Annotated in this window: 11 protein-coding genes and 1 pseudogene; 11 read left to right on the top strand and 1 reads right to left on the bottom strand. The window is 51.8% G+C overall.

Annotation, left to right across the window (positions count from 1 at the left end; genetic code table 11):
* The first annotated feature begins 66 nt into the window (after positions 1 to 66).
* From EL143_RS03385 to EL143_RS03430, 9 genes and pseudogenes are all read left to right on the top strand, one after another.
* Positions 67 to 2277 carry a UvrD-helicase domain-containing protein gene (locus EL143_RS03385; RefSeq protein WP_085416099.1) on the top strand — a complete coding sequence of 737 codons (2211 nt, stop codon included), beginning with the start codon at positions 67 to 69 and terminating at the stop codon, positions 2275 to 2277.
* Positions 2278 to 2458: 181 nt separating this feature from the next.
* A pseudogene (locus EL143_RS03390) lies at positions 2459 to 3370 on the top strand (IS30 family transposase); the annotation flags it as partial.
* A gap of 179 nt (positions 3371 to 3549) precedes the next feature.
* Positions 3550 to 4326 carry an ankyrin repeat domain-containing protein gene (locus EL143_RS03400; protein ID WP_126326546.1) on the top strand — a complete coding sequence of 259 codons (777 nt, stop codon included), beginning with the start codon at positions 3550 to 3552 and terminating at the stop codon, positions 4324 to 4326.
* Positions 4327 to 4567: 241 nt separating this feature from the next.
* Positions 4568 to 5461, top strand: a complete 894-nt coding sequence (locus tag EL143_RS03405) for a mechanosensitive ion channel family protein (protein WP_085416102.1) — start codon at positions 4568 to 4570, stop codon at positions 5459 to 5461.
* A 20-nt stretch (positions 5462 to 5481) separates the two neighbouring features.
* A complete protein-coding gene (gene pncC / locus EL143_RS03410; protein ID WP_085416103.1) occupies positions 5482 to 5949 on the top strand; it encodes a nicotinamide-nucleotide amidase in 468 nt (155 codons plus the stop codon).
* Positions 5950 to 6147: 198 nt separating this feature from the next.
* The gene (locus EL143_RS03415) at positions 6148 to 7641 is read left to right on the top strand and encodes a vWA domain-containing protein (RefSeq protein WP_372338564.1); all 1494 of its coding nucleotides are present in this window, start codon (positions 6148 to 6150) and stop codon (positions 7639 to 7641) included.
* A 103-nt stretch (positions 7642 to 7744) separates the two neighbouring features.
* Entirely contained in the window at positions 7745 to 8392 is a 648-nt protein-coding gene (locus EL143_RS03420) for a YdcF family protein (RefSeq protein WP_232001334.1), read from the top strand.
* A gap of 135 nt (positions 8393 to 8527) precedes the next feature.
* Positions 8528 to 9898 carry an adenylosuccinate lyase gene (gene purB / locus EL143_RS03425; protein ID WP_085416105.1) on the top strand — a complete coding sequence of 457 codons (1371 nt, stop codon included), beginning with the start codon at positions 8528 to 8530 and terminating at the stop codon, positions 9896 to 9898.
* A gap of 122 nt (positions 9899 to 10020) precedes the next feature.
* A complete protein-coding gene (locus EL143_RS03430; protein ID WP_126326548.1) occupies positions 10021 to 10998 on the top strand; it encodes an IS30 family transposase in 978 nt (325 codons plus the stop codon).
* A gap of 70 nt (positions 10999 to 11068) precedes the next feature.
* Here the strand turns inward: EL143_RS03430 and EL143_RS03435 are convergent, their stop codons facing one another.
* On the bottom strand, positions 11069 to 12745 hold the full coding sequence (locus EL143_RS03435) for a formate--tetrahydrofolate ligase (protein WP_085417173.1): 1677 nt from the start codon (positions 12743 to 12745) through the stop codon (positions 11069 to 11071).
* Between the two features lie 83 nt (positions 12746 to 12828).
* Between EL143_RS03435 and EL143_RS03440 the strand changes: the two genes are divergently transcribed.
* Together EL143_RS03440 and EL143_RS03445 are read left to right on the top strand one after the other, a co-directional pair.
* Positions 12829 to 13260 carry an EamA family transporter gene (locus EL143_RS03440; protein ID WP_085417172.1) on the top strand — a complete coding sequence of 144 codons (432 nt, stop codon included), beginning with the start codon at positions 12829 to 12831 and terminating at the stop codon, positions 13258 to 13260.
* A 134-nt stretch (positions 13261 to 13394) separates the two neighbouring features.
* Positions 13395 to 13958, top strand: a complete 564-nt coding sequence (locus EL143_RS03445) for an L-threonylcarbamoyladenylate synthase (RefSeq protein WP_085417171.1) — start codon at positions 13395 to 13397, stop codon at positions 13956 to 13958.
* Positions 13959 to 13966: the final 8 nt, after the last annotated feature.

Here is a 13966-nt window from a genome sequence, read left to right on the forward strand (position 1 = left end):
CCGTAGCGGAATAAAGTTTATGTATCAGTTTTTAAAGCGATAAAGCTTACCTAAAAGTACAACACAATGTTTCCAGAATCCCCTTCGTCTTCCTTTTTACAAGGCTTGAATCCGGAGCAGCTTGCCGCAGTAACATGGCCGCCACAATCTGCGCTGGTGCTTGCAGGCGCCGGTAGCGGGAAAACCCGGGTGTTGACCACCCGCATCGCATGGCTGTTGCAGAGCGGGCAAGCCAGTGTCCACAGCATTATGGCGGTTACGTTTACCAATAAAGCCGCTAAAGAAATGCAAATGCGTTTGGGCGCCATGCTGCCGATCAATGTGCGAGCGATGTGGTTGGGAACATTTCACGGCCTTTGCCACCGGTTTTTACGCTTGCACTACCGCGATGCCGGCTTACCTGCTGCATTTCAGATTCTCGACAGCGGCGATCAGCTGGCGCTGATTAAGCGTATGCTGAAAGCTTTAAACATCGCTGAAGAAATCATTGCGCCGCGCACATTGCAAGGCTTCATCAACGCGCAAAAAGAAGCCGGTTTGCGCGCTTCTGTTCTGGAAGCGCAAGATCCGCATACCCGTAGGCTGATTGAATGCTACGCGGAATACGACACAATATGCTGGCGCGAAGGTGTGGTTGATTTTGCCGAATTGATGTTGCGCAGCTATGAAATGCTGTTGGCAAACGAAACCTTGCGCCGGCATTATCAAAACCGCTTTAACCATATTTTGATTGATGAATTTCAAGACACCAACAAGCTTCAATATGCCTGGCTGAAACTGATGGCCGGTGAGAGCGCGGCACTGTTTGCAGTGGGCGATGACGACCAATCTATCTACCGCTTCCGCGGCGCTCACATCGGTAACATGAATGCGCTGATGGATGAATTCGACATAGAAGCACCGATCAAGCTGGAGCAGAATTACCGCTCGGTCGGTAATATTTTGGCCGCAGCCAATGCCGTGATCGAAAACAATGACGAACGCTTGGGTAAAAATCTGCGCACGGATGCCGAGCTTGGCGACAAAATCCGCTTTTTTTCCGCACCCACGGATTTTGACGAAGCTTTGTTTATTATTGATGAAGCCAAGTCTTTGCAACGCGAAGGCTGGGCATTGAGTGATATGGCTGTTCTTTACCGCAGCAACGCCCAATCCCGAATTATCGAGCAAGCCCTTTTTCGCAGCGGCATCCCTTATAAAATCTACGGCGGTTTGCGCTTTTATGAGCGGCAGGAAATCAAACATGCGCTTGCTTATTTGCGCTTGGCAGCCAATCCCGAAGACGACAATGCTTTATTGCGCGTCATCAATATGCCGCCGCGGGGTATCGGTGCCCGAACTATCGAAAATATCCAAGCTACCGCTTCCGAGCAAGGTGTTTCGCTCTGGCAGGCCGCCTGCAGCATGGGTGCGAAAGCCGCCAAAGTAGCTGCTTTTGTGCGCCTGATTGAAAACCTGCGCAATCAAGTCGGGCAGCTATCTCTTGCCGAGATTATGAGCGGAGTGATTCATGACAGCGGCTTGGTTGAATACTACAAAACCCAAAAAGGCGATCACCAAGACCGGCTGGACAACTTAGACGAGCTGGTCAATGCCGCTGTGGTGTTTAAACCGGAAGAAAGCAATTTTGAGGTGTTGCCGGAAAACAGCGCGGAAAATCCGGCATTTGATGTGTTGGCATTTTTGAGCAACGCTGCGCTGGAATCGGGCGAAAACCAAGCAGGCGAAGGAGACGATGCCCTCCAGTTAATGACCGTACATGCGGCCAAAGGCTTGGAATTTGATGCCGTATTTCTCACCGGCATGGAAGAGAGCCGTTTTCCCAGCGAATTGAGCCTGGCCGAACGGGGCGGTTTGGAGGAAGAGCGGCGCTTGATGTATGTAGCGATTACCCGCGCCAGAAAGCGGCTGTATATCACGATGGCCCAACAGCGCATGTTGCACGGTCAAACACAATTCGGTGTGGTTTCGCGCTTTGTAGAGGAAATTCCCGAAGAGCTGCTGCATTATCTTTCGCCCAAAAAACAGGCTGTTTCAGGTTATGCTGCAAGCGGCAGCGCATTCAGACAGGCATCGGCAGGCAAAACCGCAAATTACTCGCCGCCGAAAGATTTTTCCGGTTTCCGCATCGGGCAGAACGTGCGCCATGCAAAATTTGGCACGGGCGTGATTATCGATGCGGTGGATAAAGGCGAATCGGCCAGGCTGACGGTGAATTTCGGCAAAGAAGGCATTAAAGAGCTGGATACGAAATTTGCCAAACTGGAGCCTGTCTGAACCCCCCTCCAACTGTTTGAAATACATATAGAAAGATCATTCCGAAGCATGAGCCGGCGGATAACGAAACACCCGATTAAACCATCAATGCCTGGCGGATTCGGATTTGAAGTGCAACTTTCCATAACAGAAAAAGGCCGGTATGCGGTAGCATACGGCCTTTCCTGCAAGAAAGATTGCCATGAGCTACACACAACTGACCCAAGACGAACGATACCGCATCCAATACCTGTCCCGCCACCACACCGTCACCGAAATCGCCAAACTGCTTAACCGCAACAAAAGCACCATCAGCCGCGAAATCAGACGGCACAGTACACAGAAAAAGCCATGCAACGCCGAAAAAGCCCAACAGCAAAGCCGGCTTACCAAGCAGCGTAAGCGAAAACCCTATAAGCTCCATTCCCGGCTGATTCAACACATCGACACCCTCATCCGACTCAAACTCAGTCCCGAACAAGTGTGCGCCTATCTGTACAAACACCACCAAATCACGCTCCACCACAGCACCGTCTATAACTACCTGCGCGACGACAAAAGCAACGGCGGCACTTTGTGGCAGCATCTCAGAATATGCAGCAAATCCTACCGTAAACGCTACGGCAGTACATGGACTAGAGGAAAAGTACCCGACCGCGTCGGCATTGAAAACCGACCCGCCATCGTCGACCAAAAATCCCGCATCGGCGATTGGGAAGCCGACACCGTCGTCGGCAAAGATCAGAAAAGCGCATTACTGACCTTGGTCGAGCGGGTTACCCGCTACACCATCATCTGCAAATTGAAGAACTTCAAAGCCAAAGACACTGCCCGCGCAGTCATCAGGGTATTGAAGGCGCATAAAGCCAGAGTCCATACCATTACCATGGATAACGGCAAAGAATTCTACCGACACATGCGAATAGCCCAAGCATTGGAGGCGGAAACCTATTTTTGCCGCCCCTACCGTTCTTGGGAGAAAGGGCTGAATGAAAATACCAACGGACTCATCCGCCAATATTTCCCCAAACAAACCGATTTCCGCAACATCAGCCATCGGGAGATACGCAGGGTTCAAGATGAGCTGAACCACCGGCCAAGAAAAACACTTGGCTAGGAAACGCCAAGTGTTTTATTCTTGAATCTGTTCCAACCTCTACTGCCTGAGTGTTGCACTTGAAATTCGAATCTAAGCCTGTCTGAAACTTTTCAGACAGGCATTGATGGTTTGTGCTTGATATACGTTTAGATTAATATACCGAACTGATTGAGAATCATAGAAAGGATAATACGATGAAGAACTTTAACAAACCGTTTTCGATTGCGGCGCTTATCGCCGTGAGCTTGGGGCTGCAAGCCTGTGAAAGCGCAGCCAACAAGCCGCAAAGCGAGCCGACACAGGCCGCTTCTGCACAAGGCTATAAAGGGTTCCGCTTCAGCTTGGAAGAAATGCAGGATATCGCCAATCCCCAAAAGCTTTCTTGGCGCATTTTCTATGAAAAACCTTCCGAAGGCCCCGATGCGGCGTGGTTTGATGCGGTAAAACGCGGTGATTTGGCCGCTGTGAAAAAAATGGTCGAAAACGGCCAGAATTTGGAAGCCAAAGATGAAGCCAGCTTAGGGCAAACCGCTTTGGGCTGGGCAGCCTTTATCGGCTACGAAGATATGGTGGATTATCTGATTGGGCGCGGTGCAGACTTAAATGCCACCGACCGCGGCGATGTTTATAATGTGTTGAAATCGGCAGTTTTGGGCAAGAACACCAATATTGTGAAAAAAGTGTATGCCAAGCTGAAAGACAAAACCGATTTGAATGACCAAACCGTTGAGAGCGACGGAGAAACCCTGATTATGGTTGCCGCCAGCAATAACCGCATCGACACCGTAAAATATCTGCTTTCTTTGGGCGCAAACCCGAATCTGGTAACCACCCAAACCGATAAATCGGCAGGTTCGTATAATCAAAGCGCACTATCTTACGCCTGTACGCGCGGCCATAAGGAAATGCAGCAATTGCTGATTTCACACGGCGCGATCAACCACAGAACAGGTAAATCAAGCTGTGAATAAAATGGTTGGCTAACCGGTGAACGGTCATGGACGTAATGCCTGTTTGAAAGCGGTTTTCAGACAGGCATTTTTCTATCCTCTATCATGAATATGACAATACATGCAGCCGGAAAAGGAAGAATCGATTCAGCTTGCATCGTGCATCGGTTTATTCGCTATAATAAGCACTTAATATTCTGAATTTCAAACATAATTATCTTTTCAGACAGGCCTTGCAAATCACAAACGGAATAGCGCAATCATGTGGGAAACCATTAATTATTATCTTCACAACGGGCCGGTAAAAGCCGAAATCATTGAGTCGGTGCTGATGGTAATCGGCATTTTGCTCCTGCGCACGGTAATTTTGCAGACGCATTTCCGCAGCCATCCGACCATGGAAATTGAAGACAAACGCCGTTGGGTGGTGGCCAGCCGCAACATCACGCTGATTATGGTGATTTTCGGGTTGGCGATTATCTGGGCGGCACAGATTCAAACCTTGGCGCTTTCCATGTTTGCGGTGGCCGCCGCCATTGTGTTGGCAACCAAAGAGCTGATTATGTGCCTTTCCGGCAGTCTGTTGCGCTCAATGACCAAGCAATATTCGGTAGGCGATTATATTGAAGTGAACGGGCTGCGCGGGCGCGTGGTGGACATCAACCTTTTCAACACTTTGATGATGCAGATCGGCCCGAACCAACTCATCGGCCAGCTTTCGGGCAAAACGATTTCTTTTCCCAACAGTCTTCTGCTTTCGTATTCGGTTCAGCGGGATAATGTGCTCGGTTCTTTTGTGGTGCATACTTTTGAAATTTCCGTGCCGATTCACTTGGATTCGGATAAGATTGTGCCGGTTTTAGAGGATGTGTTGCAGAAAAAGTGTGCACCTTATATTAAAGTGATTGAGAAATATCTCGAAGAAGTGCAGCTCGAAAAACTGTTTATCACGCCGGCTGCCCACCCCCGAATCAGCCGGGTGCCTTTCGATGATAAAGTTTATAATTTGGTGGTACGCTTTGCTTCACCGGTGTCGAAGCGGCTGGAAGTGCAGCAAGCTGTGCTGGATGCCTTTATCCGCGTGCAATACCGTTTGATGAACCATAATGGCGGGCAAGAAGCCCATGGCTATGATAAACCCGTTATGCCTGTCTGAAACAATCCAATGGAAGAGCCATGAATGTATTAAACAGCCTAACCGCAAAATTGTCGGCCAAACAGCTTACCGTTACTTGTGCCGAATCGTGTACCGGTGGATTGCTGGCGGGCGAGTTAACGCGCCTGAGCGGCAGCTCTACCTGGTTTGAAACAGGTTTTGTTACTTACAGCAACGAAGCCAAACACAAGCTGCTGGGGGTGCGTGAGGAAACCTTGGCTCAATATGGAGCCGTAAGCAGGCAAACGGTTGAAGAGATGGCCGCGGGTGCGCTCAAGGCTGCGGATGCTGATTTTGCTTTAAGCATTTCGGGCATTGCCGGGCCAACCGGCGGCAGCGCGGAAAAACCAGTGGGCACAGTATGGTTCGGTTTGGCATCGGCTGAAAGTGTGGAAGCAAAATGTGTGAAGTTTGAAGGCGGCCGCGATGAAATCCGCGCGCAGGCGGTGGCATACGCGCTTGCGTGGTTGGATAGTGTGGTGCAATAATTTATCTTGAATTCAAAAAGTTAATTGCAATATTCGTTAATCGGTTTATCTGAGGAAAATAATATGTTCCTGCGGTTTTGTCGGTCTTTCATTGCCGTTTCCGTGGCTGTCGCTTTTTTAAGCGCGTGCAACCAGTCTTTACCGTCCTCTTCCGATACAAAATCAGCTGAACGCTCTCCTATGATGCAGCCCGCTGAGATGAGCATAGCCATGAGTGGGCCTGTCAAAGCTGCGGTGGAAATGCCCAGGCCGCGCGAAAATACCGAGCGTTACGGCAAAATCGACACCAATCCCGTACATGCCGTGGCGCAAACACCGGTTTCCACTTTCAGCATTGATGTGGATACCGGTAGCTATGCCAACGTCCGCCGTTTTCTGAGCAATTCGGGCAGGTTGCCGCCGAAAGATGCGGTACGCATTGAGGAAATGGTTAATTATTTCGACTACCATTACCCGCTGCCGGAAGGCGGCAAACCTTTTGCCGTGCACACCGAAACCGTTGATTCCCCTTGGCAGAAAGATGCCAAAATCATCAAAATCGGCATTCAAGCAAAAGATTTGGCGGTGAAAGCGCTTCCGCCGGCCAATTTGGTGTTTTTAGTAGATGTGTCGGGCAGCATGGATAGCGAAAACAAACTGCCGTTGGTGAAGCAAACCCTGCGCCTGTTAACCGAACAATTGCGCGAGCAGGACAAAGTTACCCTGATTACCTATGCCAGCGGTGAAAAGCTGGTGTTGCCGCCCACTTCGGGCAAACACAAAGAAACCATTTTGCGCGCTGTTAACGAGCTTAGTGCAGGAGGAGCAACCGCAGGCGAAGCGGCGATTCAAATGGCGTATAAAGAAGCGGAAAAAGCGTTGGTGAAAAACGGCATCAACCGCATTCTGCTGGCAACCGACGGCGATTTTAATGTGGGCATCACCGATTTTGAAACGCTCAAAAGCATGGTTGCGGAAAAGCGCAAAAGCGGCATATCGCTAACCACATTGGGTTTTGGCGAAGGCAATTACAATGAAAATCTGATGGAGCAGCTGGCCGACGCGGGCGACGGAAATTACAGTTACATCGATAACCGGAAAGAAGCCCAAAAAGTATTGCAGCGCCAGCTTTCCTCCACGCTGGCCACCGTTGCGCAAGACGTGAAAATCCAAGTTGAATTCAATCCGGCTACCGTAAAAGAATACCGCTTGATCGGATATGAAAACCGCCTGTTGAAACAGGAAGACTTCAATAACGATAAAGTGGATGCGGGCGACATCGGAGCCGGCCACAGCGTGACCGCGCTGTATGAAATTATTCCGGCGGGTAAACAAGGCTGGCTGAATGAATCGCGCTATCAAAAGCCGGCTCAAACGGCCGGCGGCAAAAACGAATACGCCTATGTGAACTTGCGCTATAAACTCCCCGGCCAAGAGAAAAGCATTTTGCTCAGCCAGCCGGTGGCGGTTAAAAGCAAGCCGCTAACACAGGCTTCAGACAATACCCGGTTTGCATTGGCTGTAGCCGCTTACGGGCAGGCATTGCGCGGCGGCGAGTATAACGGCAATATGGATTGGGGCAGCATCGTCCGGCTTGCCCAAGGCGCAGCAAAACCCGATCCTTACGGCTTGCGCGAAGAATTTATAGAGCTGGCGAAAATTGCCCAGAGCTTGAGCAGCAAAGCGCCGGAAGCGCAAATCAATCTGAAATGATAATGCGGGCTGTACCGCGGCAACCCGATGATGCCTGTCTGAAAACTTGCTGCCTGTTTCAGACAGGCATTTAACCCGCCAATACTGTTGATATGCAAAAATCATGTTTTCATCCCCTTCTTCCAACAAGCAACCTTGCCGGCCTTACAACGACCAAAACTGGCCGTTTCGAATTATGCTGTTAATCGTGTTTGCCGGTGCACTGGCATGGGGTGCCATTGTTTACTACATTTACCATCTGGCAGAAGAGGCTAAAAAACGCACGGTGCAGACCATTGCGTCTGCCGATGCCATTATGGTGTTGGGCAATGCGGTTAACCGCAACGGTTCGCCCAACCCCTGCCTGCGTTCGCGCGTAGAAGCCGGTGTGTCGCTTTATTATGCCGACAAAGCGCCTATGTTGCTGATGTCGGGCGGCACCGATAGCGATGGCAGCAACGAAGCCGAAGCCATGCGTGATATTGCTTTGTCATTGGGCGTGCCCGCCGCCCATATCCGGTTGGAAAACCGCTCGGAAAGCACTTATGAAAATATCGCGTTCAGCACACCTTTGCTGAGCGGCAAAGACAGGATTGTGCTGGTAAGCGACGGTTTTCATTTGGCCCGCGCCGAATGGCTGGCGGCCAAGCAGTGGCCTCGGAAAAACATCCAATCCTACTCCGGCGCAGGTTGCCGCGAGCCTGATTGGCAGTATACCCGTAAACTGATACGCGAAAGCCTGGCTTGGGCGAAGGCTCTGTTTGTGCATTAGCGGCCTGCCGAAAGCGTGCCATGAGATGCCGTTGCTTGAGGTATAATTATCCGCTTTACAGCGTATTACCGTGAAGCCTGCCTTTCTCCGAGGCTGATTTGCCCTAGCTCAATCCGAAACAGATAGGAACCCAACATGATCAACCCCATTTCCGCCCTTTCCCCGCTCGACGGCCGCTACGCCCAATCCGTAGAAGCCCTGCGCCCCATCTTCTCCGAATACGGCCTGATGAAAGCCCGTGTCAAAGTTGAACTCAACTGGCTCAAAGCTCTGGCCGCCGAACCCAAAATCACCGAAGTGCCCGCATTCAGCGACTTCACCATTGCCGAAATCGACCGCGTTATCGCCGAATTTTCACTGGAAGATGCCGCCGCCGTGAAAGCCATCGAAGCCACCACCAACCACGACGTAAAAGCCATCGAATACTGGTTGAAAGAGCGTTTTTCAGGCGTGCCCGAAGTTGCCGCCGCCAGCGAATTCATCCACTTCGCCTGCACCAGCGAAGACATCAACAACCTTTCCCACGCCCTGATGCTGCAAGAAGCACGCGAAGCCGTGTTGCTGCCGAAGCTGGCCGAAATCACCGCCAAACTCACCGAAATGGCGCACGACTTGGCCGCCGTGCCGATGATGAGCCGCACCCACGGCCAACCCGCCACACCTTCCACCTTGGGCAAAGAAGTCGCCAACGTCGTTTACCGCCTGCAACGCCAAATCAAACAGCTTACCGCACAAGAATTTTTAGGCAAAATCAACGGCGCGGTCGGCAACTACAACGCCCACATGGTCGCCTACCCCGATGTGGATTGGGAAGCACACTGTCAAACATTCGTCGAGCAGGCATTGGGCCTCACCTTCAACCCCTACACCATCCAAATCGAGCCGCACGACTACATGGCCGAGTTCTTCCAAACCCTCAGCCGCATCAACACCATCTTAATCGACTTCAACCGCGACGTATGGGGCTACATCTCCCTCGGCTACTTCAAACAAAAAGTCAAAGCGGGCGAAGTAGGCAGCTCCACCATGCCGCACAAAGTCAACCCCATCGACTTTGAAAACTCCGAAGGCAACTTGGGCATGGCCAACGCCGTGTTGGGTTTCCTTTCGGAAAAACTGCCCGTTTCCCGCTGGCAGCGCGACCTCACCGACAGCACCGTGCTGCGCAACATGGGCGTGGGCGCAGGCTACACCGTACTGGGCTTGACCGCCCACCTGCGCGGCCTGAACAAACTGGAAGCCAACCCCGCCGCCCTAGCCGCCGACTTGGACGCCACTTGGGAACTCTTGGCCGAACCGATTCAAACCGTGATGCGCCGCTACGGCGTGGCCAATCCGTATGAAAAACTGAAAGACCTTACCCGCGGCAAAGACGGCATCACGCCCGAAGTGCTGAAAGTGTTTGTCGAATCGCTGGACATCCCTGCCGATGCCAAACAGCAGCTGCTGGCTTTAACACCTGCACTGTATGTGGGCAAAGCCGAAGCGTTGGCCAGAAGGATTTAAAAATCAAAATGCCTGTCTGAATATTTCAGACAGGGGCGGATTCGGATTTGAAGTGCAACTTTCCATAACAGAAAAAGGCCGGTATGCGGTAGCATACGGCCTTTCCTGCAAGAAAGATTGCCATGAGCTACACACAACTGACCCAAGACGAACGATACCACATCCAATACCTGTCCCGCCACCACAGCATCAGCGAAATCGCCAAACTGCTTAACCGCCACAAAAGCACCATCAGCCGCGAAATCAAACGGCACTGCCCACAAGGGCAGCAATACAGTGCCGAAAAAGCCCAACAGCAAAGCCGGCTTACCAAACAGCGTAAGCGAAAACCCTATAAGCTCCATTCCCGGCTGATTCAACACATCGACACCCTCATCCGACTCAAACTCAGTCCCGAACAAGTGTGCGCCTATTTGCACAAACACCACCAAATCACACTCCACCACAGCACCATTTACCGCTATCTGCGTCAAGACAAAAGCAACGGCGGCACTTTGCGGCAGCATCTCAGAATAGCCGGCAAATCCTACCGTAAACGCTACGGCAGTACATGGAGCAGAGGCAAAGTACCCGACCGCGTCGGCATTGAAAACCGACCCGCCATCGTCGACCAAAAATCCCGCATCGGCGATTGGGAAGCCGACACCGTCGTCGGCAAAGATCAGAAAAGCGCATTACTGACCTTGGTCGAGCGGGTTACCCGCTACACCATCATCTGCAAGTTAAAGAACTTCAAAGCCAAAGACACTGCCAACGCCGTCATCAAGGTATTGAAGGCGCATAAAAACAGGGTACATACCATTACCATGGATAACGGCAAAGAATTCTACCGACACATCCGAATAGCCCAAGCATTGGAGGCGGAAACCTATTTTTGCCGCCCCTACCGTTCTTGGGAAAAAGGACTGAATGAAAATACCAACGGACTCATCCGCCAATATTTCCCCAAACAAACCGATTTCCGCAACATTAGTGAGCGGGAAATACGCAGGGTTCAAGATGAGCTGAACCATAGGCCAAGAAAAACACTTGGCTATGAAACGCCAAGTGTTTTATTCTTGAATCTGTTCCAACCTCTACTGCCTGAGTGTTGCACTTGAAATTCGAATCTAAAGGACATTCGATTGTTATGAAATATCTTTATTATATAAAAATTATATAAAAACTGTATTAGAACAACCCTGTGATGATGCCTTCATCGTTCACATCAATTCTTTCTGCCGCCGGGGAAGCGGGAAGCCCGGGCATTTTCATCATGTTTCCGCATAAGGCGACGATAAAGCCGGCGCCGGCTGATAAGGTAATGCCGCGAACGGTTATCCGAAAGCCGTTGGGGCGGCCTAAGAGCTTGGCGTTATCGCTTAATGAATATTGCGTTTTGGCCATGCAGACAGGCATTTTATCCAAGCCGAGTTTTTCCAATGATTGGATTTCAGCCATGGCTTCCGCGCTGAAATCTACGTCTTCCGTACCGTAAACCTTTTGAGCGATGGTACGGATTTTTTCGGGAATGCTTGCCTGTTCATCGTAAGCAAAAGAGAAGCGGTTGGGCTGTTGTTCGATGGCGGCCAATACTTTTTCGGCCAAATCAATACCGCCTTTCCCGCCTTTTTCCCACACCTCGGTTAAGGACACTTCTACGCCGTGCTCTGCACAGGCTTGCTTGATTAAATCCAATTCTTGATTGGTGTCGGACACAAATCGGTTGAGGGCAACCACAATAGGCAGGCCGAACACGTTTTTAAGGTTGTCGATATGTTTCAACAAATTGGGCAAACCTTTTTGCAGAGCTTCCGGATTTTCGCGGTTTAAATCGGGCTTTGCTACGCCGCCGTTATATTTGAGTGCGCGAACAGTAGCCACGATAACGGCTGCATCCGGCTTGAGGCCGGCCAATCGGCATTTGATGTCGCAGAATTTTTCTGCGCCCAAGTCGGCACCGAAGCCGGCTTCGGTTACGGCGTAGTCGCTCAAATGTTGAGCCAAAAGCGTGGCGGTTACGGAGTTGCAGCCGTGGGCAATGTTGGCAAACGGGCCGCCGTGTACGAATGCGGGCGTGCCTTCTATGGTTTGCACCAGGTTGGGTTTGATGGCGTCTTTCAACAAGGCGGCCATTGCGCCGTGGGCTTTTAAGTCGCGGGCGTAAACCGGCTGCCCGTCGTGGCTGTATGCGACCAGTATATTGCCTAAACGTGTTTTGAGGTCGGTCAAGTCTTTTGCCAGGCAAAACACGGCCATCACTTCGGATGCAACGGTAATATCAAAGCCGTCGGGGCGCATCACGCCGTCTGTGGGCTTGCCCAAGCCGCTGATAATGTTACGCAGTTGGCGGTCGTTTATATCGACGGCGCGGCGCCATAACACGCGCTTGGGGTTGATATTTAATTGATTTCCTTGGTAAATGTGGTTATCCAGCATGGCGGCCAGCAGGTTGTTTGCCGCGCCGATAGCGTGAAAGTCGCCGGTAAAGTGCAGGTTGATGTCTTCCATCGGCAAAACTTGGGCATAGCCGCCGCCTGCTGCGCCGCCTTTGATGCCGAAAACAGGGCCGAGCGAAGGTTCGCGCATGGCCACCGCAGCGTTTTTGCCGATTTGGTTCAACGCATCGGCCAAACCGATGGTTACGGTGGTTTTACCCTCGCCTGCGGGTGTGGGGTTGATGGCGGTAACCAGAATCAGGCGGCCTTGTTTTTTGGGCAGGGCAAACGCATCGGCGGGGTTGATTTTGGCTTTGTATTTGCCGTATTGTTCAAGTTGATCGGCAGAGAGACCGAGTTTGGCAGCTATGGTTTGGATGGGTTGCATCGCGGTTTTGCGGGCGATTTCTGCATCGGATCGGTGGCTCATATCGGCTCCTGTTTGGGTTAGGCTGAAATTGCACATATTATAGCCGAACTGGTTTTTCTTATTGAGATTGAGAAGGCTGCTTAATGGTTACGGGCTCTTGGTTTTATTGGGCGCTGGCTTCCGCTTTTTTTGCCGCGCTCACGGCGGTGTTTGCCAAAGTGGGTTTGCAGGGGATTGATTCGGACTTTGCAACCTTTATCCGAACGCTGGTGATTATCGCCGCGCTGGCGCTGTTTCTCACTTATACGGGCAAATGGCAGGGTGTGGAAGGATTCAGCGGGAAAAACTGGGCATTTCTGATTCTGTCGGGTTTGGCAACGGGCGCTTCGTGGCTGGCTTATTTCAAGGCTTTGCAGCTGGGCGAGGCTTCGAAAGTGGCGCCGGTGGATAAATTCAGCATCGTGTTGGTAACCGTGATGGCGGTGCTGTTTTTAAAAGAACGTCCGAGCGCGCAGGAATGGTTGGGCATCGGTTTGATTACGGCGGGCGTGCTGGTTTTGGCGTTGAGAAAATAACCCCGCTGTTGCGGAATGCCTGTCTGAAAAGAGCGCACCGGTTTTTTCAGACAGGCATGGTTATGCCGAAGCCGGTGCAATAAACTTTGCCGATTCGTGTACAATCTTGCCTTTTCCCAATCCTTCAATATCTTATGCCGCGCCCGTTTTCCGCACCGTTTTCCCGCCGTTTGTCCAGCCGTCTGAAACGCGGCGGCCTGGTCGCCTATCCCACCGAATCATGCTACGGCTTGGGCTGCCTGCCGCAGAACGTGCGTGCGCTGCAAAAATTAGTGCGCCTCAAAAAGCGGCCGCAGCATAAAGGCATGATTGTAATCGGCGACGGTTTGCTCCGCTTGCTGCCTTTGTTGAAAGGCCTGTCTGAAAAAGAACAGCAAGGCATTGCTGCCGCTTGGCCCGCGCCGCTCACTTACCTTTTGCCCGTTTCATCCAAAGCCCCCGTTATGTTACGCGGCAAGGGCCGCAGCAAGCTGGCCGTTCGGGTGCCGGCGCATCAAGGCGCACGCGCATTATGCCGCGCTTTGCGCACCCCGCTGGTTTCCACTTCGTGCAACAAAGCGGGCAAGCGGCCCTGCAAAACCGAGCGTGAAGTGCGGAGGCAATTCGGGCGGCAGGTTGCCGTTGTCGGCGGGCGCTGCGGCGGCGCCAAAACACCGAGCCGCATAGTGGATTGGGCGAGCGGCACGCGCTTGCGTTGATGCCTGTC

Source organism: Neisseria canis (assembly GCF_900636765.1).
GTDB classification, from domain to species: domain Bacteria; phylum Pseudomonadota; class Gammaproteobacteria; order Burkholderiales; family Neisseriaceae; genus Neisseria; species Neisseria canis.